The sequence below is a fragment of the Albidovulum inexpectatum genome (genome assembly GCF_002927635.1).
In the GTDB taxonomy this organism is placed as follows: Bacteria; Pseudomonadota; Alphaproteobacteria; order Rhodobacterales; family Rhodobacteraceae; genus Albidovulum; species Albidovulum inexpectatum.
Window position 1 is genome coordinate 368,204 of the sequence record NZ_PRDS01000001.1, and the last position, 23,718, is coordinate 391,921.

Annotated in this window: 23 protein-coding genes, 1 tRNA gene and 2 riboswitches; of the genes, 8 read left to right on the forward strand and 16 right to left on the reverse strand. The window is 67.7% G+C overall.

Going from position 1 to position 23,718, the window contains the following annotated elements:
• The first annotated feature begins 83 nt into the window (after positions 1 to 83).
• Positions 84 to 1,118 (forward strand): LacI family DNA-binding transcriptional regulator, encoded by a 1,035-nt coding sequence (locus LV82_RS01905; protein WP_281259909.1) that lies wholly within the window; start codon positions 84 to 86, stop codon positions 1,116 to 1,118.
• A gap of 9 nt (positions 1,119 to 1,127) precedes the next feature.
• On the opposite strand, the gene cobF is transcribed toward LV82_RS01905, so the two are convergent.
• From cobF to cbiE, 8 genes are all read right to left on the reverse strand, one after another.
• Positions 1,128 to 1,880, reverse strand: coding sequence for a precorrin-6A synthase (deacetylating) (cobF, locus tag LV82_RS01910; RefSeq protein ID WP_104068997.1), 753 nt, complete (start codon positions 1,878 to 1,880; stop codon positions 1,128 to 1,130).
• A 58-nt stretch (positions 1,881 to 1,938) separates the two neighbouring features.
• Entirely contained in the window at positions 1,939 to 2,679 is a 741-nt protein-coding gene (locus tag LV82_RS01915; RefSeq protein ID WP_104068998.1) for a CbtA family protein, read from the reverse strand.
• Positions 2,680 to 2,696: 17 nt separating this feature from the next.
• Complete coding sequence (locus tag LV82_RS01920; protein WP_104068999.1) at positions 2,697 to 2,867, reverse strand: CbtB domain-containing protein; 171 nt, start codon at positions 2,865 to 2,867, stop codon at positions 2,697 to 2,699.
• 34 nt (positions 2,868 to 2,901) lie between these two features.
• Positions 2,902 to 3,129: riboswitch (cobalamin riboswitch) on the reverse strand.
• A gap of 78 nt (positions 3,130 to 3,207) precedes the next feature.
• On the reverse strand, positions 3,208 to 3,930 hold the full coding sequence (gene cobA / locus LV82_RS01925) for a uroporphyrinogen-III C-methyltransferase (RefSeq protein ID WP_104069000.1): 723 nt from the start codon (positions 3,928 to 3,930) through the stop codon (positions 3,208 to 3,210).
• The gene (locus LV82_RS01930) at positions 3,927 to 5,237 is read right to left on the reverse strand and encodes a cobyrinic acid a,c-diamide synthase CobB (RefSeq protein WP_104069001.1); all 1,311 of its coding nucleotides are present in this window, start codon (positions 5,235 to 5,237) and stop codon (positions 3,927 to 3,929) included. Before LV82_RS01930 ends, cobA begins: the two co-directional genes overlap by 4 nt.
• Entirely contained in the window at positions 5,234 to 6,037 is an 804-nt protein-coding gene (gene cobM / locus LV82_RS01935; RefSeq protein WP_104069002.1) for a precorrin-4 C(11)-methyltransferase, read from the reverse strand. The genes LV82_RS01930 and cobM overlap by 4 nt, the downstream gene beginning before the upstream one ends.
• On the reverse strand, positions 6,034 to 6,390 hold the full coding sequence (locus LV82_RS01940; protein ID WP_342750169.1) for a cobalamin biosynthesis protein: 357 nt from the start codon (positions 6,388 to 6,390) through the stop codon (positions 6,034 to 6,036). The genes cobM and LV82_RS01940 overlap by 4 nt, the downstream gene beginning before the upstream one ends.
• Before the next feature lie 2 nt (positions 6,391 to 6,392).
• The gene (cbiE, locus tag LV82_RS01945) at positions 6,393 to 7,592 is read right to left on the reverse strand and encodes a precorrin-6y C5,15-methyltransferase (decarboxylating) subunit CbiE (RefSeq protein ID WP_104069004.1); all 1,200 of its coding nucleotides are present in this window, start codon (positions 7,590 to 7,592) and stop codon (positions 6,393 to 6,395) included.
• Here cbiE and LV82_RS01950 point away from each other — a divergent pair.
• Positions 7,591 to 8,340 (forward strand): cobalt-precorrin-6A reductase, encoded by a 750-nt coding sequence (locus LV82_RS01950; RefSeq protein WP_104069005.1) that lies wholly within the window; start codon positions 7,591 to 7,593, stop codon positions 8,338 to 8,340. The genes cbiE and LV82_RS01950 overlap by 2 nt on opposite strands.
• Here the strand turns inward: LV82_RS01950 and cobJ are convergent.
• From cobJ to LV82_RS01985, 7 genes are read right to left on the reverse strand one after another with little or no spacing between them, the layout of a single operon-like run.
• Positions 8,316 to 9,050 (reverse strand): precorrin-3B C(17)-methyltransferase, encoded by a 735-nt coding sequence (cobJ, locus tag LV82_RS01955; protein ID WP_104069006.1) that lies wholly within the window; start codon positions 9,048 to 9,050, stop codon positions 8,316 to 8,318. The genes LV82_RS01950 and cobJ overlap by 25 nt on opposite strands.
• Positions 9,047 to 9,775, reverse strand: coding sequence for a precorrin-2 C(20)-methyltransferase (locus LV82_RS01960; protein ID WP_104069007.1), 729 nt, complete (start codon positions 9,773 to 9,775; stop codon positions 9,047 to 9,049). The genes cobJ and LV82_RS01960 overlap by 4 nt, the downstream gene beginning before the upstream one ends.
• Complete coding sequence (locus LV82_RS01965; protein WP_104069292.1) at positions 9,772 to 10,401, reverse strand: precorrin-8X methylmutase; 630 nt, start codon at positions 10,399 to 10,401, stop codon at positions 9,772 to 9,774. Before LV82_RS01965 ends, LV82_RS01960 begins: the two co-directional genes overlap by 4 nt.
• A 2-nt stretch (positions 10,402 to 10,403) precedes the next feature.
• Positions 10,404 to 11,588, reverse strand: a complete 1,185-nt coding sequence (cobG, locus tag LV82_RS01970; protein ID WP_104069008.1) for a precorrin-3B synthase — start codon at positions 11,586 to 11,588, stop codon at positions 10,404 to 10,406.
• Positions 11,585 to 14,827 carry a cobaltochelatase subunit CobN gene (gene cobN / locus LV82_RS01975; protein WP_104069009.1) on the reverse strand — a complete coding sequence of 1,081 codons (3,243 nt, stop codon included), beginning with the start codon at positions 14,825 to 14,827 and terminating at the stop codon, positions 11,585 to 11,587. The genes cobG and cobN overlap by 4 nt, the downstream gene beginning before the upstream one ends.
• 6 nt (positions 14,828 to 14,833) lie before the next feature.
• Positions 14,834 to 15,886 carry a cobalamin biosynthesis protein CobW gene (cobW, locus tag LV82_RS01980; protein ID WP_104069010.1) on the reverse strand — a complete coding sequence of 351 codons (1,053 nt, stop codon included), beginning with the start codon at positions 15,884 to 15,886 and terminating at the stop codon, positions 14,834 to 14,836.
• A 1-nt stretch (position 15,887) separates the two neighbouring features.
• Positions 15,888 to 16,247: a DUF1636 family protein gene (locus LV82_RS01985; protein ID WP_104069011.1), complete on the reverse strand. Its 360-nt coding sequence runs from the start codon at positions 16,245 to 16,247 to the stop codon at positions 15,888 to 15,890.
• 82 nt (positions 16,248 to 16,329) lie between these two features.
• Positions 16,330 to 16,544: riboswitch (cobalamin riboswitch) on the reverse strand.
• A gap of 236 nt (positions 16,545 to 16,780) precedes the next feature.
• Between LV82_RS01985 and cobO the strand changes: the two genes are divergently transcribed.
• Entirely contained in the window at positions 16,781 to 17,395 is a 615-nt protein-coding gene (gene cobO, locus LV82_RS01990; protein WP_104069012.1) for a cob(I)yrinic acid a,c-diamide adenosyltransferase, read from the forward strand.
• Positions 17,396 to 17,412: 17 nt separating this feature from the next.
• Positions 17,413 to 18,855: a cobyric acid synthase gene (locus LV82_RS01995; protein ID WP_104069013.1), complete on the forward strand. Its 1,443-nt coding sequence runs from the start codon at positions 17,413 to 17,415 to the stop codon at positions 18,853 to 18,855.
• 107 nt (positions 18,856 to 18,962) lie between these two features.
• On the opposite strand, the gene LV82_RS02000 is transcribed toward LV82_RS01995, so the two are convergent.
• A tRNA-Leu gene (locus LV82_RS02000) sits at positions 18,963 to 19,047 on the reverse strand.
• A gap of 147 nt (positions 19,048 to 19,194) precedes the next feature.
• On the opposite strand from LV82_RS02000, the gene LV82_RS02005 reads away from it, so the two are divergent.
• The 4 genes from LV82_RS02005 (at position 19,195) to LV82_RS02020 (ending at position 23,716) form a co-directional block, all read left to right on the forward strand.
• Entirely contained in the window at positions 19,195 to 20,187 is a 993-nt protein-coding gene (locus LV82_RS02005; protein WP_104069014.1) for a complex I NDUFA9 subunit family protein, read from the forward strand.
• Between the two features lie 81 nt (positions 20,188 to 20,268).
• The gene (locus LV82_RS02010) at positions 20,269 to 21,240 is read left to right on the forward strand and encodes a hypothetical protein (protein ID WP_104069015.1); all 972 of its coding nucleotides are present in this window, start codon (positions 20,269 to 20,271) and stop codon (positions 21,238 to 21,240) included.
• A gap of 75 nt (positions 21,241 to 21,315) precedes the next feature.
• A complete protein-coding gene (locus tag LV82_RS02015; protein ID WP_104069016.1) occupies positions 21,316 to 22,119 on the forward strand; it encodes an undecaprenyl-diphosphate phosphatase in 804 nt (267 codons plus the stop codon).
• Between the two features lie 160 nt (positions 22,120 to 22,279).
• A complete protein-coding gene (locus LV82_RS02020; protein ID WP_104069017.1) occupies positions 22,280 to 23,716 on the forward strand; it encodes an NAD(P)-dependent oxidoreductase in 1,437 nt (478 codons plus the stop codon).
• Positions 23,717 to 23,718: the final 2 nt, after the last annotated feature.

A 23,718-nucleotide genomic window follows, 5' to 3' on the forward strand; every position in this document is an offset into this window, starting at 1 on the left:
TGGGCGACACCATCCGCAGATGCTTGGACAAGCCCCTTCAAAGCGGATATTCAGAAGCCTGAAAGGGATTGCGGGGATTTGACGTGACCAGCGACAAGCCAAGAGAGACACGCCGGGCGCTGACCTTGCGCGACGTTTCCGAAGCCTCGGGCGTGTCCGAGATGACTGTCAGCCGCGTTCTGCGCAACAGTGGCGATGTCTCGGCCTCGACGCGCGAACGGGTTCTGGAGGCCGCACGTCGCCTGGGCTATGTGCCCAACAAGATCGCGGGCGCCCTTGCCTCGCAGCGCGTGAACCTGGTCGCGGTGATCGTGCCGTCCCTGTCCAACCTGGTCTTCCCGGACGTCCTGTCGGGCATCTCGGCCGAGCTCGAGGAAACCGGCCTGCAACCGGTCTTTGGCGTTTCGAATTACTCCGCCGAACGCGAGGAGGCGGTCCTTTACGAAATGCTGTCCTGGCGCCCAACGGGTGTGATCCTGGCCGGGCTGGAACATACCGACGCGGCACGGGCCATGCTGCGCAATGCGGGCATCCCGATCGTCGAGATCATGGATGTCGATGGCGAACCGGTCGACTCGGTGGTCGGGATTTCGCACAGGCGCGCGGGTCTGGCCATGGCACGGACGATCGTGAAGGCCGGATACCGGCGCATTGCCTTCCTGGGCACCAAGATGCCGCATGACCATCGCGCCCGAAAGCGCATGGAAGGCTTCGAGGCCGGCCTTGCCGAAGCAGGGCTGGAGCTGGTCGATCGCGAATTCTATTCGGGCGGGTCGGCGCTCAAGAAGGGGCGCGAAATGACCGAAGCCGTGCTCTCGCGCAACCCGGATCTGGATTTCCTGTATTACTCGAACGACATGATCGGTGCCGGCGGGCTGTTGTGGTGCCTCGAACAGGGTATCGACGTCCCGGGCCGCCTCGGCCTTGCAGGGTTCAACGGCGTCGATCTGCTGGAAGGTCTGCCCAAGCGCCTGGCGACCATGGATGCCTGCCGACACAAGATCGGGCGGATCGCTGCGCGCATCGTCTCGGGCCGCTCCGAAAGCGGGCAGATCGGCGGCGAACGGATCGAACTGACACCTCAGATCCAGCTGGGTGACACGATCCGGCAGGCCTGATGCGCCGTTTCAGGCGCGGCGCAGGATATAGATGTCCATGATCCAGCCATGCTGCGCGCGCGCCTCTTGGCGCGTGCGGACGATCTGGTCCGCGATCTCGGCCAACGGGCCAGAGAGGATGATCTCGTCCTCCATTCCCAGATATGCACCCCACCAGATGGTGACCCCGGTCGGATCGATCGTGCGAAAGGAACATTCGCCATCCAGCATGATCGCCAGGGTATCGACCCCGTCGGGCCAGCCTTCGTCGCGCAGGCGCCGCCCCGTCGTCACCAGGAAAGGCGCGCCGATCTGGTTGATGGGGATGGCATGGGCGGCGGTCAGCGCCTGAAGCGAGGTGATGCCCGGAATCACCCGCACCCGCAGCGCGCGCCCTCGCCCCACCCGCTCGGCGATGCGCAGCGTGCTGTCATAGAGCGACGGGTCCCCCCAGACCAGCAGGGCGACGCGCCCCGACCTGCCCAGCGCGGCGTCAATCTCCTGGCCCCAGATACGGGCAATCGCGTCATGCCAGGATTCGACCCGCGCACGGTAGTCTTCGATGGACGGATCGCGTTCGGGCAGGTCGAATTCGACGATGCGGGTGGCGGGATTTGTCACGACCTCGCGGCAAATGGCGCGGCGCAGCTCGGCCAGATCGGCCTTTGTCTCGCCCTTGCGGGGGACAAGGATCAGATCGGCCGCGTTCAGGGCCTTGATGGCCTGCAGGGTCAGATGGTCAGGATTGCCCGTCCCGATCCCGACAAGCACAAGCTCGATCATCCGTCCCCCATGGATTGGACGCGCCCCGGCGCTGAACCGGGGCGCGCGATGTTGATGTCTAGGCGGACTCGCGCTGCCAGAGGGATCCGGCAAGCCAGCCCAGCACCGTCCAGACGACGAGGCCGACGCCCAGAACGCGCGCCGCGAATTCCGCGGCCACTTCTGGCGGGGCAACACCGTAATATTCGTCCAGATGCGGCGCGCCGATCACATGCGGCGCGGCAAGCAGCGCCCCGGCAAGCACCCACCAGACGACACCGCGCCCATAGGCCAGCAGGGCGATACCGCCCGCGGTGGCGATCACCGTGCCAAGCCACCAGGCCTGCCGCGCCCCAAGATCCGCCGCGACGGACCCGGGCAATTCCGGCGCAAGCCCCATCGCGGGGGCAAGCTGGAACGACACGAATCCCGCAATCCCCCAAAGGATTGCCTCGGCGGTGCCGATCCGGCGGCCGAAATGTTCGGCCAGCGCGAATCCGGCGACAAGGATCAGCCCATAGCCTGCATAGATCAGGCCGGTAAACAGCACGGTCAGCCCGTTGCGGACGATGGTCGATGTCTCTTCCCCGTCGCCTCCGCCATGGTCATGCCCGCTATGGTCGTGCGCGCCATGGTCATGCCCAGCCTGCATCCCGGCGTCGTCCGGTTCGCCATGGGCCTGGAAATGCACGCGCGCGCCCGATTCATATTCCTCACCCAGAAGGATCAGCTCCTGGATGAACGCGAAATGCAGCAGGGCGCCAAGCAGCCCCGCCGCAAATCCGGCGACCACGCCGCCGGTCAGCAATTTTCGGATCATGTCCTGTGGCCAGACGCTCAGTGGCAGGGGAAGCCAGTGGCGTGGCGCATGTCATGCGCCGCATCGTGCAGCGTGGCCGACTGGGCGTGGCCCGCGACGAACAGCACGGTCGCGCCGATCAGCGCAACGAAAAGAATGGACATCAGGCCCGTGGCCGAGGCGGCATTCGTCGTGGAAATCGTCTTCATGTCTGTCTCCTGCTGCCGTCACACCCGACGGCGTTCAAGTTTCCTTCGCACGGCCGGTCTCCTGACTCGCGGGTCACTGCGCATCTTCCGCCTTCCCGGGATCGGACCATCCGACACCCAGTGGCATCCTGGAAGACCGCTCGCCGCACACAGTCGCGGGGGCGGTTGGGGCTTCGGGTGCCGCCTTTGGTCCACCCTTCCCCATTCCCGTTTCAGTCCGGACGCTTTGCGCCCTGTGGACACCGTACACGGCTAGATGGCAGCGGAACAGCCCTTCGGTCAAGCCACGATTGCGCCCGATCGCGATTGAATTGCGACGCGGGACATGGCGTCTGCCCGTTCAGTCGGTATCCGCCAGCGGGCCCAGCAGGATCAGGGCCGGCCCGTCGCCGCCTTCGCGCGCGATGATCTCCTCCATCGTGCCCAGCGTGCCGCGCACGATCTTTTGCGCCGGGGTCGAAACGCTTTCGGCCAGCAGGGCCGGTGTCTGCGGCGACATGCCGGCCCCGATCAGAAGCCGGGCGAGTTCGGCAAAGGTCCGCTTGCCCATGAAGACGACCGTCGTCGCCGTCGGGTCGGCCAAGGCGGCCAGATTCAGGTCCTGCGGCAGGGCGCCGGTCACGTCATGGCCGGTGACGAACTGCACCCGCCGCGCCGTCAGCCGCCGGGTCAGCGGGATGCGGGCTGCCGCGGCCGCGGCCATGGCCGAAGGCACGCCGGGCACGATCTCGAAATCGATCCCGGCCGCGCGCAGTGCCAGGATTTCCTCCTCCAGCCGGCCGAAAAGACCCGAATCGCCCGATTTCAGCCGCACGACGCGCGCGCCCGTTCCGGCGTAATCGATCAGCAGCCGGTTCACATGCTCCTGCCGCGCCGAGGGACGGCCCGCGCGCTTGCCCACGCTGACCAGCTCGGCGTCGGGCCGCGCATGCGACAGGATCGGCCCCGATGACAGGTCGTCGTACAGGACCACATCGGCCGCTCGCAGCCGGTCCACGGCCTTCAGCGTCAGCAGCTCCGGGTCGCCCGGCCCCGACGAGACGAAACTGACGAACCCGCTCATGTCGCCTCCGCGATCAGATGAAAGAACGTGCCCGTGACCAACCCCCGGCGCGAACCCGTCTCGGGCACCGGGTCGCCATTGGCGTCGGCCACCTCGGCCAGCGGCATATCGGGTTGCTCGACGATTGTCGAATAGTGGAATTCATGCCCGCGAAGGCGCGCACCCGCCGCAAGTCCGGGCACCGGCGCGTGAAGCCGGGCCAGCCGATAGCCAAGATGCATCTTGCGCTTCTGGTACGAGGTGACAAGCCCCAGAAGTCCCGCCATCCGATGCGCGCGGCCTTCGCGATCCACGATCGCCGCGCCCAGCGCCATGTATCCCCCGCATTCGCCGTGAACGGGCCGGGTCTGAGCAAAACGCCGCAGACCTTCGCGGAACCGATCGGCCGCTGCCAGTCGCGGCCCGTGCAGCTCGGGATAGCCTCCGGGCAGCCAGCAGCAATCTGCGCTGTCGTCGGGCGGCTCGTCGGCAAGCGGCGAAAAGGGCAGGATCTCGGCCCCTGCGCGGCGCCATCCCTCGATCAGATGGGGATAGACGAACGAAAACGCCTCGTCCCGCGCCAGCGCGATGCGCTGACCGGGCGGTGGGGCGGCCATCCTCCAGTCGCCCGAAATCCGCGCGGGTCGCGCAAGCGCGCGCAGGGCACCAAGATCGACATGGGCGGCGACAAAGGCGCCGGCCTCTGCCACGATGCGGTCCAGTTCGGGCGTCTCCTCGGCCTGCACCAGCCCCAGATGACGCTCGGGCATCTCGATTCCCGGATTGCGCGGCAGGGCGCCCAGCAGGCGAAGCCCCGCCTGCGCCATGCCGTGACGAACCAGCGCCTCGTGTCGCGGGCTGGCGACGCGGTTCAGGACGACCCCGGCAATCTGGACATCTTCGCGAAAACGGGCAAATCCGCTGGCGGTGGCCGCCGCAGACTGGGCCTGGCCCGACACGTCCAGAACCAGCACCACCGGCCACCCGGTCAGCGCGGCGATATCGGCGCTCGCCCCGGTGCCCGTTTCCCCCGAACGCGCCACGCCATCGAACAAGCCCATGGACCCTTCGGCCAGGACCAGGTCCGCCCCCTCGGCCTGCGCAACAAGACCCGCGATTGCGTCACGCCCCATCGCCCAGCTTTCAAGATTGTACGAGACCCGCCCCGATGCCGCACGGTGAAAGGCGGGGTCAATATAGTCCGGCCCGTTCTTGAACGGCTGCACCGTGACCCCGTGCGCCCGGAACGCCGCCAGAAGCCCCAGCATCAGCGTGGTCTTGCCCGTGCCCGAGGCCGGGGCCGAAATGATGAGGCCCGGAACCGTCACGCCTTGCCCTCGGGGTCGGTGGCGGTTTCCGGAAAACGTGGATCGGTGCCGCGCGGTCGATAGCGCCGGTCGTAATCCTGCGCATAGAGGCGGCTTTCGTCGAAATCCTCAGCCCCGATCGAGCGGCCCACAAGGATCAGCGCGGTGCGCTCCATCTCGGCCCCGACGGCGGTTTCCAGCGTGCCCAGCGTGGCACGGACGATCCGCTGGTCGGGCCAGCTGGCGCGCCAGACCACGGCCACGGGACAATCGGCCCCGTAATGCGGCACCAGTTCGGCCACCACGCGATCCAGAACGTGAACCGACAGGTGAATGGCCAGAACGGCGCCCGTGCGCGCGAAATTCTCCAAGGTCTCGCCCGCGGGCATCGCCGTCGCTCGGCCCGAGGTTCGGGTCAGGACGACCGACTGCACGACGCCGGGCAAGGTCAGCTCGGCGCCAAGCGCGGCGGCGGCGGCGGCAAAGCTCGGCACGCCCGGTGTCACGTCATAGGGGATGCCCAGCGCGCGCAGGCGTCGCAGCTGTTCGCCCATGGCCGACCAGACCGACAGATCGCCCGAATGCAGGCGGGCGACATCCTTGCCCTCGGCATGGGCGGCGGCGATCTCGTCGATGATCTGGTCCAGCGACATGGGCGCGGTATTCACGATCCGCGCATCCGGCGGACAATGGGCCAGAACGGCTTCGGGGATCAGCGATCCCGCATACAGGCAGACCGGGCAGGCCGCGATCAGGTCGCGCGCCCTCAGCGTCAGAAGATCCGGCGCGCCAGGGCCCGCGCCGATGAAATGTACCGTCATTCGTCCATCCTTTCCGCGATAGCGGCCGTAGCCAGGCCGTCATGCGATACAACGCGCGGGCCGACAAGGCGTGCGCCCGGGCCTGCGCCCACCAGGGCAAGCGCCTCGGCCACCGAGCCCGTTCCGAACCGTGCCTCGATCCGGGACGAGCGGCTGAGCGTCACGATGCCTGCCAGGCTCTCGCGCGGCACCAGCCGAACCTGCATTCCGGCGCGGGCGGAAAACGCCCGCAGGGCCGGATGGCCCGCCTTGTCGGCAAGAACCGCAAGACAGGCGACATCGCCGCCCGCCCGCGCCAGTGCATCGGCGATCGAATCGGCGCGCGCATTTGCGCGCAGTCCAATGCCGGCCACCCTCACTTGATGATGCTCCATTGCACGACCGGCCGCGCGGGAACCCAGCCCCGCATCCGGCCCAGGGGCGCGGCCTCTTCGATGCCGATGCGAACCAGCGTGCCGCCCATCCGGGCATGCAGCCCGGCAACCAGTGATTCGGTTTCCAGCGTCACGGTATTGACGACCAGGCGCGCGTGATCGGGCATGGCAGACCAAAGCCGGTCAAATGCCACCCCGTCCAGCCCGCCGCCCACAAAGACCGCGTCCGGTCGGGGCAGCGCGTCCAGACAATCCGGCCAGTCGCCCTGATGCACGGACATGCGATGGCCCAGGCCAAAGGCATCGGCATTGGCCCGGATATTTTCGGCACGATCCTGTCGGGACTCCACCGAATGCGCCGTCGCTGCCGGCGCGGCAAGGCACCATTCCACCGACACAGACCCCGAGCCTGCGCCCAGATCCCACAGGCATTCTCCGGGCCGCGGCGCAAGCGCCGCGATCGTCAGCGCCCGCACATGACGCTTGGTGATCTGGCCATCATGAACAAAGAGATCCTCGGGCAGGCCGGGCGACCGCGGCAAGCCCGGCGCACCCTCGGCTTCGATCGCCACTGCAACAGGGGCATGGATGTCGGACAGATCGAACCGCGCCGCGCGGGCCTGGCGGATGCGTTCGCGCGGGCCGCCCAGGGCCTCGAGCACCCACAGGCGCGAGTCGCCGAATCCCGCGCCAGTCAGCCAGTCGGCCAATTCGGCGACCGCCGCACCATCGCGCAACAGACAGATCAGCCGCAGCCCGCGGGCCAGAACCGGACGCAGGCGCGACAGCGGTGCCGCATGCAGACCCAGGCACAGCGTCTCTTCCAGCCGCCAACCCAGGCGCGCCGCGGCCCAGGAAAAGGTCGATGGCGCGGGATGGCAGACCCATTCGCCGGGGCGCAGATGCCGCACTAGCGATCCGCCCGCCCCGAACCAGAATGGGTCGCCGGACGCCAGAACGACCACCTTCCGACCTCGATGATCCAGAACCGGGGCAATGGAAAAGGGCACCGGCCAAGCATGGCCCTGCGCATCCGTGCCGATCAGCTTGCCGATCAGCTCCAGGTGCCGTGGCCCGCCAAAGATGACCTCGGCCCCGGCTATCGCATCACGGCTTGCCTGCGACAGGCCCGCTGGTCCATCTTCGCCCAGACCGACGATCGTCAGCCATGGATCAGACATGACGCGCATCCTTCTTCTGGGCGGCACAGGCGAGGCCAGCCAGATGGCCCGGGCGCTGGCAGAGCGCGGCGCTGATGCGATCTATTCCTATGCCGGCCGCACCGAAAAGCCAGTGGCACAGCCCTTGCCGACGCGCGTTGGCGGATTCGGCGGTCCCGCCGGGCTTGCGGAATGGATACGGGCCCATGGCATTACCCATGTCATCGACGCCACGCATCCCTTTGCCGCGCGGATCAGCCGCAATGCCATCGCTGCCTGCGCGGCGACGGGGGCAGAGCTCATCGCGCTGGAACGCGCGCCATGGGTCGCCCGTGCGGGGGACCGCTGGATCCACGTGCCCGATATCGACGGCGCGGTCGCGGCCCTGCCCGAGTCCCCGGCGCGCGTGTTCCTGGCCATCGGGCGCCAGAACCTCGCACCCTTTGCCGCGCGGCCACAGCATCACTACCTGCTGCGGCTCGTGGACGAACCATCGGCCCCGCTGCCGTTGCCCCGGGCCAAGGCCGTGATCGCGCGCGGCCCGTTCACGATCGAAGGGGACATGGCGCTGTTGCGGGACCATCGCATCGGCTGGATCGTGGCCAAGAATGCCGGCGGCGCGGGCGCGCGCGCCAAGTTGGATGCGGCGCGCGCGCTTGGCCTGCCGGTCGTGATGATCGACCGCCCAGCGCTTCCACCGCGTCCCGTTGCGCGCAGCATTGCCGAAGTGATGGATTGGCTCGCTCATTCCGCGCGCCTCGGCGTATAGACCCAGCGACCGACGCGCCGGGTGGCGGGGTTTCCGACGATCACCACCGTGCGCATGTCGGCCATCTCGGGCCGCGCCGCGCCCAGCGTGGTCGTCAGCAGTTCCTCTTCCGGCGTCGAGACGGCGCGGGCGAACGAAATCAGCCGGTCGGACCCGCATTCCTCGCGCAGGATCTCCAGCGCGCGCGAAAACTGGTGCGGCCGCGATTTCGAGCGCGGGTTGTAGAAGGCCATGGCAAACCCGGCCCGCGCGGCAAGGCGCAGGCGCTCTTCGATCAGGGCCCAGGGTTTCAGGTTGTCCGACAGGTTGATCGCGCAGAAATCATGCCCCAGCGGGGCGCCCAGCCGCGCCGATGCCGCCAGCATCGCGGTGATGCCGGGCAGGACCCGGATGTCGAACGCTGCTGGGTCCGGCCTGCGCTCCAGCGCCTCGAAAACGGCGGCCGCCATGGCAAAGACACCGGGATCGCCCGAGGACACCACGACCACGCGGCGCCCCGATCCGGCCAGGTCCAGCGCAAAATCCGCGCGGTCAAGCTCGACGCGGTTGTCGGACGGATGCAGCGTCAGCCCCTCGCGCGGCGGAATGCGGGCGACATAGGGGATGTAGCCCACGACATCAGTGGCCTGGTCAAGTGCGGCGCGGACCTCGGGCGTGACCAAGGCTTCGTCCCCCGGACCCAGCCCGGCTATCGCAAGCCAGCCGCTCATGGCCGTCGCCCCTGGCCATGCACGATCACGATCGAGAAATAGGGCGTGACGTCATCTGCCTCGGCCAGCCGCTGCACGCGCTGACCGGGCATGGTGCCGCGCTCGACGATCCAGGCCTGTTCGAGCCGTCCTGCCGCCTGCAGCGCACGGCGCAGCTTGGGCAGGTTGCGGCCGATCTTCATGACGACCAGGGCATCGGTCCCGCGCGCCCGCGCCGCAAGCTCTGCCTCGGGCAGGGTGGCCGTCAGCACGGTCAGCACATCGTCGCCCCAGGTGATCGGGATGCCCGTCGCGGTCCAGCAGCCCGACATGCCGGTAATGCCGGGCACGACCTCGACCGCCGCGCGGCCCTGCAGGCGCGCATGCAAATGCATGAACGAGCCATAGAAGAACGGATCGCCTTCGCACAGGACGACGACTTCCTGGGCCTTCGCAAGGTCCGCCAGCCGAGCCGCCCAGGTGTCATAGAACCCCGCCAGCAGGGACCGATATTCCGGTGAATCGAACGGGATCTCGGTCGTGACCGGGTATTCCATCGGGTATTCGATGGCCTGCGGGTCCAGCCGGCCCTCGACGATCTGGCGCGCCTGTCCGGGATGGCCGGCCTTGCGGAAATAGGCGACGTGGCGCGCGGTGCGTACCAGCCTGTCGGCGCGCACGCTCATCAGATCGGGATCACCGGGGCCAAGCCCCACGCAGATCACCTTGCCCGTCGCCATGATCATTCCTTCCGGCTGGCCAGCGCGTTGACCGCGGCGACCGTGACCGCCGAACCGCCCAGCCGCCCTTCGACGATCATGGCGGGCGCGGGCAGGTCGGCCATCAGCGCGGCCTTGGATTCGGCCGCGCCGACAAAGCCCACCGGACAGCCGATGATCGCGGCGGGGCGCGGGCAGGCCGGGTCTTCCAGCATGTTCAACAGATGGAAAAGCGCCGTCGGGGCATTACCAATGGCGACCACCGCGCCGTCGAGATGCGGCCGCCACAATTCCAGCGCCGCGGCCGAGCGCGTGGTGCCCATCTGCGCCGCCAGGTCCGGCACGCGCGGGTCATGCAGGGTGCAGATCACCGCATTGTCGGCCGGCAGACGCGGGCGGGTGATACCCTCTGACACCATGCGGGCATCGCACAGGATCGGCGCGCCGTCTTGCAGCGCTTGCCGCGCGATACGCGCCATTCCCGGCGAGAAACGCACAAACCTTTCCAGTCCGACCATGCCGGCGGCATGGATCATGCGTACCACGACCGGCTCTTCGTCGGGATCGAAGCGGTCCAGATCGGCCTCGGCCCGGATCGTTGCGAAGCTTTCGCGATAGATGGCCGCGCCATCGGTCTCATAGCTGTAGGGCATGGTCATTCCCCAGGGATCAGATCGGCGGGCGTGATTGCACCGCCATCAAGGTCTTGCCGGTATGGGGCGTCTCCCGCCCGGCCATTCAGGATCAGGTCATAGCGCCCGGGCGCGGTGGCCACCAGAACCGCACGCGCTGGCCCCGGATGGGCGCAGCCCTTGGCGCAGCCCGAAACATGCAGCCCGAATCCATCGGGAAGCCCCGCCGCCAGCCTGCGCGCGATGCCGCGGGTATCGCCCCGCGCCTGCGGGCATCCCGGCGCGCCGGTGCAAGCCGACACCGATTGCGGCAGCGCGCCCGCGCGGGTGATCAGGCCGGCCATGTCCGGCATGTCGCGCGCGCCCTCGACCAGCAGCATGCGCCACGGCGTCATTCGCATTGCCCCGTGCTGGGCAAGGGCATCCAGCGCGGCGGCCGTGATCTGGCCGAACTCGGCCCCCACCAGCCATCCGCCGGCAACCGGGCCGGTCCGGACTTCGGTTCGGCCCGTGGGCTCCGGAACGGCCTGATCGCGAAAGGCGGCGGGCAGGCGCGCGCGCCGCTCTTCGGCCGGCAGGTCGGCCCAGAGACACACCATGCGCCCGCGGCCGTCGCGGACACCGCCCGAGGCCACGAACCAGCGCGCCAGCGCCAGCGCCAGATCGGCCGCCTCCTCCGCGGTGGCTGCCGTGGCACCCATGGCAAAGCCATCGCCATGGACCAGCCAACCGCCCGAATGGGGGCGAATACGGATATCGGCCGAAACGGCGGCCAGTGCCTGCGGTGCCTCCGGGCTGTCGATGGCAAAGCCGAACTTGGCTGGCAGGTCCGGCGCATCGGACGCGACCAGCCGCGCGGTCAGCGCCCGAGCAAGATCCCGCGTGCCGCAATGCTCGGTCCAGAATGGAGAGATGACGACGTTCCGCCGCGTCTCGGCCGCGATCGACGGATCGACCAGCCCAAGCGCGCGCAACCCCTCGATCAGGGCCGGATGGCCATCCGCGCTGACGCCGCGGATCTGCAGGTTGGCCCGCAGCGACAGGTCTATCCGCCCGTTTCCGTGGCGCGCGGCCAGATCGGCCAACCCCGCCGCCTGGTCCGTCGTCAACCGTCCAAGAGGCGGCCGGACCCGCACAACCAGACCGTCGCCGGACGGCATCGGCCGCAATGCACCCGGGCACCAGCCCTGGATGAGGGGCGTGCTCATAGCTCGGCCTCCATCGCGGTCGAGTTGCGCCGGCTGCGCCAGAGCCCGGCTTCGCGCAGGGCGGCAAAGCGGTCGCGCATGGCCTGCAGGGCCTGCGGGTTTTCCTGCTTCATGAAGTCCACAACCTCGTCCCGCCCAAGGGTTGCGGCGAAATACAGATCGAACAGGTGATCGGGCACCGCGCGGGTCAGATGCGCGAAGGCCGCCAGGTGGTCGAGCGTCGCGGCAATCTCGGCGGCGCCGCGGAAACCGTGACGCATCATGCCCTCGGCCCAGCCGGGATTGGCCGCGCGGGCGCGCACCGTGCGGGCGATTTCCTCGGCCAGGGTGCGGGCGCGCGGATTGTCGGGCCGGGTCGCATCCAGATGATAGAGTGCGGGCGCATTGCCCCCAAGCCGCGCCACGGCCGCGGCAAAACCGCCCTCATGCGCGGCATAGTCCGAAGCCAGAAGCAGGTCCGTCTCGGGCATGTCCTGCACATGCACGAACCCGTCGGCCGCGCGGATGCGCTGCTCCAGCTCGGCGCGGGCACGGGTCGTGCCGCCCTGCGCATCGATCGCCCATTCCGATCCGGCCAGCCAGGCCTCGCCGGCGGCCTGCCGGCCCGCATCCGAGAGATCCTCGATCGCTTCTCCCATGGCCAGACCGTACCGGCCGGGCCGGGGGCCAAAGACGCGCGGGATACGTAGCCGATAGGGGTTGTCCGCGCTGTCCTCGTCGCGCTGCGCCAGCGCCTCGGCGGCGGATTCGAACATCTGCGCCAGACCGGGAAAGACGTCGCGGAACAGGCCCGAGACGCGCAGGGTCACATCAACCCGCGGACGGCGCAACAACGCCAGCGGAATGATCTCGAAGCCGGATACCCGTTCGGAACCCTCGTCCCATTTCGGGGCGAGGCCAGCAAGATGCAGCGCCATCGCAAATTCCTCGCCCGCCGTGCGCATCGTGGCCGAGCCCCACAGATCGACGACCAAAGCGCGCGGCCAGTCGCCATGATCCTGCAGGTGACGCCGCACCAGCTCTTCGGCCAGCTTCACGCCTTGGGCATGGGCGGCCCGGGTGGGAAGCGCACGCGGATCGGTCGTGAACAGGTTGCGGCCCGTGGGCAGCACGTCGCGCCGCCCCCGATGCGGCGAACCCGACGCGCCCGCCGCGACGCGCCGCCCCGACAGCGCGTCGATCAGGCCGCGCGCCTCGGCCTCGGCGCATTCGCCGGTGGCAAAGACATGCAGCCCGTCGCCGTACTGGCTTTCCTTGAGGTCGCAGACGAAACGGTCGATGCGCGTGATCGCCTCGGCCGGCGAGGCGTCGGGCGCAAGGCCCAGATCGGCCTCGATCCCCCGGCCGCGCGCCTCGTCGCGGATCGCGTCGATCAGCCGGTCGCGCCGGGCGGGGTCCAGCCCGTCGGCGGTGGAATATTCGTCCAGCAGGCGCTCGAGATGCAACAGCTCTTCCGGCATGCCGCCCTGCGCCAGCGGGGGCGGCATGTGGCCGATCGTCACGGCGCCGATCCGCCGCTTGGCCTGCGCGGCCTCGCCCGGATCGTTGACGATGAAGGGATAGATCACCGGCAGCGGCCCGGTCAGGACCTCGGGCCAGCAGGCGCCGGACAGCGCGACCGCCTTGCCCGGCAGCCATTCCAGCGTGCCATGCGCGCCCACATGGATCAGCGCATGCAGACCCTGCGCGCGCAGCCACAGGTAGAAGGCCACGTAGCCATGCCGCGGCGTCCGCGACAGGTCGTGATATTCGTCCGCGCGGGTCCTGACCTCGCCGCGTTCGGGTTGCAACGCGATCAGGGCGGCACCGCGGCGCAGCGCCGCGAAACGGAAGGCCCCGTCCCGCACGGCGGGATCGTGCTCGGGCGCGCCCCAGGCCGCGAAGAGGTCCTCGCGCAGCTTTCCGGGCAGGTCATCCAGGGCGGCAAGGTAATCCGCGACCGGCCAGTCGATCATGGCCCCGGTCAGGGCAGGCCCGAGGCCGGCGCCCGGTGTCACGTCGTGCCCGACATCACGCAGGACGTCCAGGATGCGCTCGGACGAGGCCAGCGCGTCCAGCCCGACCGCATGGGCCAGTTGCCACTCCTTGCCGGGATAGGTGGACAGGACGACGGCCAGCCTGCGATCGGCGGGCCGCGTCGTGGCAAGGCGATGCCATGCGGCGACACGGTCCACCACCGCGCGCACGCGCTCGGGATCGGCCCGGTGGGCGAAACGCGAGAATTGCAGGTCGGGATCGCGCCTGCCCGGACTCTTGAAACTGACGACTCCTGCGAAGATGCGCCCGTCCACCTCGGGCAGGACGACATGCATCGCCAGATCGGCAGGCGACAGGCCGCGTTCGGCTTCGGCCCAGTCCCGGCGTCGGGCGGTGGACAGCGCCACCTGGAAGACCGGACAGCCCGGCGCATCCAGCGGCGAATCCGATCCGTCGCCGCCGCGCGCCGAAAACGCGGTCGCATTGACGATCGCCGCGGGCCGCAGGCGGGTCAGCTCGCCGCGCAGCCAGTCAGCCGCGGCGGGCTGCTTCAGGCTGGGCGCAAAGGCGCCGATGGCCGCGAAACCGCGCGCCTCCAGCTCGGCGATCAACGCATCCACCGGGTCGGTATCGGCAGCCACCAGGTAGGAGCGATAGAACGTCACCACGACCAGGGGCCGACCATCGGCCTGGGGCGCAGGCACGACGCCCTGGCCGGGCCGGTACCAGCCATGCGGCGGCACGGATTTCTGCCCCGGCACCGGCGGCGCATAAAGACCGGCCGCCAGCGCCAGTTGTTGCAGGGCGGCCTGGGCCGCGACGGCGCCGCCTTCGTCGCACAGGGCCTGAAGCCGCCGCAATGTCGAAACCGGCAATGTCGAGAGCGCGTCGAGCCGCGGATCCTCGCGCCCGTCGGCGGGCAGGACGGCCAGCGCGATTCCCTGCCTGCGGGCCAGGTCCTGCACCTGCGCCAGACCATAGGGCCAGTAGCTTTCGCCACCGATCAGCCGGATCAGGATGCCCTTGGCGCCCGAAAGCGTGCGCTCGACATAGGTATCGACCGAAAGCGGATGGCGCAGCGCCACCAGATTGGCCAATCTCAGCGACGGCAAGGCGTCGCGGCCACGATTCCAGCCCGCCGCGAACGCGCCCAGATCGCTGTCCGAAAACGACAGCACCACCAGATCGGCCGGGTCCTGGCCCAGATCGATGGGCGTGTCGGTCTCTTCCAGACCGTGGCTTTCGCGGAAGACGACATGCATCGCGGATCAGGCCCTTTCGGCAATTGCCTGCATCAGGGCCGCGCGGATCGGCTCGGGTTCGATCCGGTCGTGTTCGGCGATCACGACCAGCCGCGTGGCGCGTGGCTGGTCGCCCCAGGGGCGGTCATACTGGTGGCGCACACGTTCGCCCACCGCCTGCAACAGCATCCGCATCGGCTTGCCGCGCACCGCGACATGTCCCTTGACGCGCAGGATGTCGCGTTCACGCGCCAGCCGCGCCACCGCATCGGCAAGCGCCTGCGGATCGTCGATTTCCGGCAGATCCACGACGATCGAATCGAAATCGTCATGTTCGTGATCATCGGCCCCGTCGTGATGCGACGGACGCTGGTCCAGATCGTCCTCGGCCGCGGCGTTCAGACCCAGAATCACGCGCGGATCTATGCGCCCCTCCTCGACCGGGATGATGGGCAGCTTGCGGGGCGCTTCGGCCTCGATGACGGCGCGGGCGCGGGCCAGTCCCGCCTCGCCGGCAAGATCGGCCTTGGTCAGTAGCACGATGTCGGCGCAGGCGATCTGGTCCTCGAAGACCTCGGACAGGGGCGTCTCGTGATCCAGGCTGTCATCGGCGGCGCGCTGCGCCTCGACCGCATCGACATCGGGCGCGAAGCGACCGGCCGCCACGGCCTCGGCATCGGCCAGCGCGATCACCCCGTCGACCGTGATGCGCGACCGGATCGCCGGCCAGTCGAAGGCCTTGAGCAACGGCTTGGGCAGCGCCAGCCCCGAGGTTTCGATCAGGATATGGTCGGGCCGCTGCGGCAGCGCCATCAGCGCCTCGATCGTGGGAATGAAATCGTCGGCCACGGTGCAGCAGATACAGCCATTGGCCAGCTCGACGATGTTTTCCGCGGGGCAATTCTCGTCGGCGCAGGATTTCAGGATCTCGCCATCGACCCCGACCGTGCCGAATTCGTTGACCAGCACGGCCAGCCGCCTGCCCTGCGGGTTCTGCATCAGGTGGCGGATCAGCGTCGTCTTGCCCGAGCCGAGGAAGCCGGTAATCACGGTGACGGGGATCTTGTTCAGGTCGGTCATGTCAGCTCTCCATGGGCGGGATACGGGCAAGCGACTGCTTGCGAAAGATGACGGGGCGTTCGCGCCAGGGCACCAGTCCGTCGGGCGTTGCGGCATAGGCCGCCACACCGGACAGGATGTCGGCCACGTGATGATCGGGGTCCAGCCCGCGATAGACATAGGACCAACGGCCAGGTCCGGTCAGCGCGATATTGCAACCGTGGTCGCAGGCGGACAGGCATTCGGCCGGCACGATGCGGACGCCGTCGGGGGCGCCGGCCTGCCGCAAGGCGTGATACAGCCGCTGGCCCGGCGTGGCCTGGCCTTCCGGGACGGGGCGGCCCGCCTTGCAGGTGGTGCAGACATGCAGCGTCACGGTCATTTGGCGCACCTTTCGTGTTCCGCGGAAAGGGGCCAGCCGAGGGCGGCGCGAACCACCTTCGGATCGCGGAACCCCCCGTCCGCCTCCTCGTTTCGCGCTGGCAGGTCTCCCGGCTTGCGGATCCCGGGGCCTTGGGCCCCTTCGGCCCTCCCGCCTTCCCGGCTGACGCCAGTGGCCTTTGGGGGACCTCTCCGGTCACGGTCGCGGGGGCGGCTGCGCCTGGGCCGGGGGTTCCCCGGCCTGTCGCATTCCCTCTTCGCCCATCCTTCGATGGGAACCAGCGCCGCTTCACCTGTGGCATGGCGACGGCACTTGTCAAGCGCAGCTCTTCGGGACCGCCCGGCCGTGACGAAAACGCGCGCCGGAACGTCGTGTCCCGTTCCGCCCGACCGTGAATCGCGGCTGGACAGAAGCGCCGGGGCGGTTGACGCGACGGATCGCGGCGGGCTGATTCGCGTTGCCCGCGGAACGGCCGCTGGAACCATTGCCGGGGATCGCCTACAACCGGCGCAACGACACAATGGAGCCGATCGATGACCACGCGCGACGATGTCACCCGACATGCCCAGAAGATGGCCAAGAAGAAGGCCGCCCGCGACAAGATCATGGCGACCAAATCGGGCGAGAAGGGCCTGATCATCGTCCATACCGGCGCGGGCAAGGGCAAGAGCTCGGCCGGGTTCGGCATGATCCTGCGCTGCATCGCGCATGAAATGCCCAGCGCCGTCGTGCAATTCATCAAGGGGGCCTGGGACACGGGCGAGCGCCGGCTGATCGAGACGCATTTCGGTCATCTGTGCCAGTTCCACGCGATGGGCGAAGGCTTCACCTGGGAGACACAGGACAAGGAACGCGACATCGCGGCGGCCCGCCGCGGCTGGGAAAAGGCCAAGGAGCTGATCCGCGATCCGGAAATCCGCATGGTTCTTCTGGACGAGATCAACATCGCCCTGCGCTATGACTATCTGCCGATCGACGAGGTCATCGCCTTCCTGCAAGAGGAAAAGCCGCCGATGACGCATGTCGTCCTGACCGGCCGCAACGCCAGGCCCGAATTGATCGAGATTGCCGATCTCGTCACCGAAATGACGCTGGTGAAACACCCGTTCCGCGCCGGCATCAAGGCCCAGAAGGGCGTCGAATTCTAGGCTTGCAGGGGCGCGCGATGACGGCCGTGATGATCCAGGGCTGCGGCTCGAACGTGGGCAAGTCGCTGCTGGTGGCGGGTCTGTGCCGCGCCGCGCGTCGCCGGGGCCTTTCGGTCGCGCCCTTCAAGCCGCAGAACATGTCGAACAATGCCGCAGTGACCCTGGACGGCGGAGAGATCGGGCGCGCTCAGGCGCTTCAGGCGCTGGCCTGTGGGCTGCAGCCGCATACCGACATGAACCCGGTCCTGTTGAAGCCGGAAACCGATACGGGGGCGCAGGTCGTCGTCCAGGGCAGGCGCGTGGCGACCGTGCGTGCGCGGGACTATGCCCGGCTGAAGCCGCAGCTGCTGCAGCCGGTTCTGGACAGCTTTCAGCGCCTGCGCGATGCCCATGATCTGGTGATCGTCGAAGGCGCGGGTAGTCCGGCCGAGGTCAATCTGCGCGCGGACGACATTGCCAACATGGGGTTTGCCCGCGCCGCGAATGTCCCGGTGATCCTGGTCGGCGACATCGATCGGGGCGGCGTGATCGCGCAGATCGTGGGCACTCAGGCCGTTCTGGATGACGGGGATGCCGCGATGGTGCGTGGCTTCATCATCAACAAGTTTCGCGGCGATCCCCGGCTGTTCGACGATGGCTATCGCCTGATCGAAGACCGTACCGGCTGGCGCGGGCTGGGGGTTGTGCCGTTTTTTCCCGAAGCTTCCAGGCTTCCGGCCGAGGATGCGCTGGACCTGACACGGGGCGGCGGAGGTGGGCCGGTGCGCATCGCCTGTCTCGCCCTTTCGCGCATCGCGAATTTCGACGATCTCGACCCGCTGCGGATCGAACCCTGCGTCGATCTGGTGATGGTGCGGCAGGGAGAGGCGATTCCCGGCGACCGTGATCTGGTCATCATCCCCGGCAGCAAGTCCACCCGTGGCGACCTGGACTTCCTGCGCGCCCAAGGCTGGGACATCGACCTGCGCGCCCATATCCGCCGGGGAGGACAGGTCCTGGGGATCTGCGGCGGCTACCAGATGCTGGGGCGGACCATCGCCGACCCCGAGGGGATCGAGGGCCCGGCCGGCGAAAGCCCGGGGCTGGGCCTGCTGGATGTCCGGACGGTCATGACGGCGGACAAGCGCCTGACCCGCACCGACGCGGTCCACGCTCCGACCGGACAGAAGATGCAGGGCTACGAAATCCATATCGGCCGGACCGAAGGCCCGGATTGCGCCCGACCCTTTGCGCTGGTCGACGGCCGCCCCGAAGGCGCCATCTCGCCCGACGGGCGCGTCATGGGCAGCTATCTGCACGGGATCTTCGGCTCGGACGGCTTCCGCGCGGCCTTCCTGTCGCGTTTCGGGGGCTCGGCCGGTATCGATTACGGGTTCGAGGTGAGGCGCGTCCTGGACTTGCTGGCCGATCATGTCGAGGCAAATCTGGACGTGGATCGCCTGCTGGGCATCGCCAACTGACAAGGGCGCGACGCCACGAAAGTCCCCGTCGGCACAGGACGTGACACCCGCCCTGGTACGAAAACGCCAAGGCCCGAAACCGTCGGGTTTCGGGCCTTGGCGTTGTATGGTGCCCAGGAGAGGACTCGAACCTCCACGCCTTGCGGCACTGGTACCTGAAACCAGCGCGTCTACCAATTCCGCCACCTGGGCTGGTGTCGTGGGGGGCGATTTACAGACGGCGCGCAGGCGTGTCAACGGGTCTTTTGACGAAAAATCCGGATACGCCGATCGCGCCTTGTTTGACAGGGAACAAGGCGCTAATCAGGGCCCAGGCTTCAGATTGACGGAGATGCCTCCATGTCCAAGCTCGTCACGATCTATGGCGGTTCGGGATTCGTCGGGCGCTATGTCGCACGGCGCCTGGCCAAGGAAGGCTGGCGCATCCGCGTCGCCGTCCGGCATCCGAACCAGGCGCTGTTCGTCAAGCCCTATGGCGCGGTCGGCCAGGTCGAGCCCGTCTTCTGTAACATCCGCGACGATGAATCGGTGCGCGCGGTCATGGCGGGCGCGGATGCCGTGGTCAATTGCGTCGGCACGTTCGATGCGCGCGGGCGCAACAACTTCCAGTCCGTCCATGTCGAAGGCGCGGGCCGCATTGCCCGGATCGCGGCCGAGTCGGGCGTGAAGACCCTGGTTCATCTTTCCGCACTGGGCGCAGATCCGAATTCCGAAAGCGCCTATGGACGTTCCAAGGCCGAAGGCGAGGCGGCGATCCTTGCCAGCTTCCCGGACGCCATGATCCTGCGGCCTTCGGTGGTCTTCGGGCCCGAAGACCAGTTCTTCAATCGCTTTGCATCGATGGCCCGATTCGGACCGATCCTGCCGCTTGTCGGCGCCCAGACGCGCTTTCAGCCCGTCTATGTGGATGACGTCGCCCGCGCGGCGGTGGAGGGCGTCAACGGCCGCGCGACCGGCATCTATGAACTGGGCGGTCCCGACGTCGGCACCCTGCGGCACTTCATCGAGGAGATGCTGCAGATCATCCGTCGCCGCCGACTGATCGTGAACCTGCCCTTCTGGATGGCCAATATCATGGCAACCACGCTGGATGTCGGATCGATCCTGACCGGCGGTCTGTTTAGGAACCGCATCCTGACGCGCGACCAGCTGCGAATGCTGCGCCACGACAACGTGGTGTCCGAAGGCGCGCGCGGCCTTGCCGATCTGGGGATCGACCCGACACCGACCGAGGCCATCCTGCCAGACTATCTGTGGCGATTCCGCCCCTCGGGCCAGTACGACGCCATCAAGGCATCGGCCCGCAACCTGCGGCGCGAGCGCAAGGCCTGATCGCCGTTTGACCTGATGCCGCTTACGTGAAACCCTCCGCCCCGGTGGTATGTCCGGTTCTGACCGGGGAAAGGGTGTTTCATGAGTGCGCGGCTCTTGCTGCATATTGGCTATCACAAGACGGCCACATCATGGATGCAGCAGCGATTGTTCGTGCCCGAGCACGGATATGTTCAGATCGCGCGCCATCGGGAAGTCTGGGACCTTGTCGTCGCGCCGCATGGGCTGGTCTTCGACCCCGGGCCGATGCGCCGCAAGATCGCCGAAGGCATGGCCAGCCTGCCGGCGGGCAAGGTGCCCGTGATCTCGTCCGAGATATTGTCGGGGCATCCCTTCTATGGCGGGATCGGCAGCGACATTCTGGCGCAACGGCTGAAACAGATCGCGCCGGACGCCCGAATCCTCATCTCGATCCGTTCGCAGATGAGCATCTTGAAATCCGTCTACATGCAGTATCTTTCGCGCGGCGGCACCTGCAGCCCCGAGACATTCTTTTCAGGCGACCCGGAGCTGGGATTCCACGGCTTCCGCCCGGAACATTTCGAGTATCACCGCCTGGTCGGCCTGTATCAGGACCTTTTCGGCCGCGAGAACGTCCACGTTCTGACGCAAGAGGGTCTGGCCCGGGACATGGACGCAACCGCGGCGCGGCTTGCCGAATTCGCGGGCAACAAGGAATTCCCGGGCATCCTGCCAACCCATCGCGCGGTCTATGCGCCAAGCTATCCCGAATATGCCGTGCCCCTGTTGCGCAGGTTGAACAAGCTTCAGCGCAGCGTTCTGAACCCTGCCCCACTGATCCGGATCGGGACGACGCCGAACGGCCCTTATCGGCTGGTCGGCTTCGCGATGCGGCACTGGCCGTTTTCCTCACTGCTGCGCAACTACCGGCCCGTCTCGGATCACGTCTGGCGCATGTTCGTCGGGCGTTTCGATGACAGCAACCGGCAGCTTGACCGGCTGTTGCAGCACAGGGTGGACCTGAGCGACTTCGGCATACCGTTTCAGGAGAACCGAGACGTGGCAGAACCTCTTCCTTCTACCAGAGGGTGAAGGATCACCTTGCCGTGGCGACCGGCCTTCTCTAGGCTGCGCGCCGATGCCAGACAGCCATGGTGGATTCCCGACATGACCGATTCGCTCTTCAGTGCCCTGTTCCTGGGCCTGCTCGAAGGCCTGACCGAATTCATTCCCGTGTCCTCGACCGGGCATCTCTTGCTGGCCGGGCATTTCATGGGGTTCGAAAGCGCCGGAAAGACCTTCGAGGTCGTCATCCAGCTGGGGGCTGTCCTTGCGGTTCTGGGCGTCTATGCGGCGCGGATCGGTCGCACCCTGCGCGACCTGCCGCACGATCCACAGGCACGGCGGTTCGCGGGTTCGGTCCTGCTGGCCTTTCTGCCCGCCGTGGTTGTGGGTGTGCTGGCACATGACGTCATAAAGGCGGTCCTGTTCGAAAGCCCGCGCCTGATTGCAACCATGCTGATTCTCGGGGGGATCGTCCTGGTCGTCGTGGATCGCCTGCCGCTGGTTGCACGCCATCACGATGCCGAGCGCTTTCCGCTTCCCATGGCCTTTGGCATCGGCGTCATTCAGTGCCTCGCCATGATCCCCGGGGTATCGCGATCGGGCGCGACGATCGTTGGCGCCCTCTTTCTGGGCGCGGACAAACGCGCAGCGGCCGAGTTTTCCTTTTTTCTTTCGATGCCCACCATGGCGGGCGCTTTTGCCTATGACCTGTACGCAAATCGCGACGTCCTGGACTGGTCGGCCATGAACCAGATCGCCGTCGGCTTCGTTGCGGCCTTTGTCGCGGCCATTTTGGTCGTCCGCTGGCTGCTCGGCTATGTCAGCCGGCACGGCTATGCGCTTTTCGGATGGTGGCGAATCATCGTCGGCATTGCGGCCCTTGTGGCCCTTTCCGTGGCGGGTTGAGACCTTAGGTAACCCATACTGACCTATAATTTCGCAAAACAGGCTTGCCCTGGCCATTCAAAGCGAAGAAAAATGCAATATAGGTCAATACTGCTGACTTTTAATTTGCGCAGACAAGCGGTAGCAAGACGGCAACCCATTCCCAGCCAAGAGGTTCGCCGTGGCCAAGGACCGCATGCTGAAATTCGTGACGGTGGCAAAGCAGATGCCCACCAAGCGCGATGCCGCCGAGCGCAAGCACGACTTTCACGAGATCTATCGCGAATTCGCCGCGGACAAGGCCGCCGAACAGGCCGGCCGCTGCAGCCAGTGCGGCGTGCCCTATTGCCAGTCGCATTGTCCGCTGCACAACAACATCCCCGACTGGCTGCGCATGACCGCCGAGGGGCGCCTGCAAGAAGCCTATCAGCTTAGCCAATCGACCAACACCTTCCCCGAGATCTGCGGCCGGATCTGCCCGCAGGACCGTCTGTGCGAAGGCAATTGCGTGATCGAGCAATCTGGCCACGGGACCGTCACGATCGGCGCGATCGAAAAATACATCACCGACACCGCCTGGCAGGAAGGCTGGGTCGAGCCGATCCGCCCCGCGCAGGAACGCGGCGAAAGCGTCGCCATCATCGGCGCAGGCCCGGCGGGCCTTGCCGCGGCGGACGCGTTGCGCCGGGCCGGCGTCCAGGTGACGGTTTATGATCGCCATGACCGCGCCGGCGGCCTGCTGACCTACGGCATCCCCGGCTTCAAGCTGGAAAAGGAGGTCGTCATGCGCCGGATCCGCCAGCTGGAGGAGGGCGGTGTGCAGTTCGAACTGAACTGCAATGTCGGCCAAGACATCTCGTTCGACGCGATCCGCGGCAAACATGACGCCGTCATCATCGCGACCGGCGTCTACAAGAGCCGCGACCTGAACGTCCCCAACGCCACCGCCCCGGGCATCGTCCGGGCGATCGATTACCTGACGGCATCGAACCGCAAGTCCTTTGGCGACGAGGTGCCGGAATTCGACTCGGGCGAACTGAACGCCGAAGGCAAACGGGTCGTCGTGATCGGCGGTGGCGATACCGCGATGGACTGCGTGCGCACCGCGATCCGCCAGGGCGCGAAATCGGTCAAGTGCCTGTATCGCCGCGACCGCGCCAACATGCCTGGCAGCCAGCGTGAGGTCGAAAACGCCGAGGAGGAGGGCGTCGAATTCGTCTGGCTGACCGCGCCGCGCGGATTTGTCGCCGAGGAGCGAGTCGAAGGCGTGATGGTCAGCCAGATGCGGCTGGGCGCGCCCGATGCCACCGGCCGGCGCAGCCCCGAAGTGATCGAGGGCGCCGATTACGTCGAGCCCGCCGATCTCGTTATCAAGGCCCTGGGCTTCGAGCCCGAGGATCTGCCGCGTCTTTGGGGGGTCGAAGGGCTGGACGTCACGCGCTGGGGCACGATCCGCGCCGACTTCCGCACCCATGCGACCAGCCTGCCGGGCGTCTTTGCCGTCGGCGACATCGTGCGCGGCGCCAGCCTTGTGGTCTGGGCAATCCGCGACGGGCGCGAAGTGGCCGAAAGCGTGCTGGACTATCTGGCCGATGCCCCGGCCATCGCGGCCGAATAGGG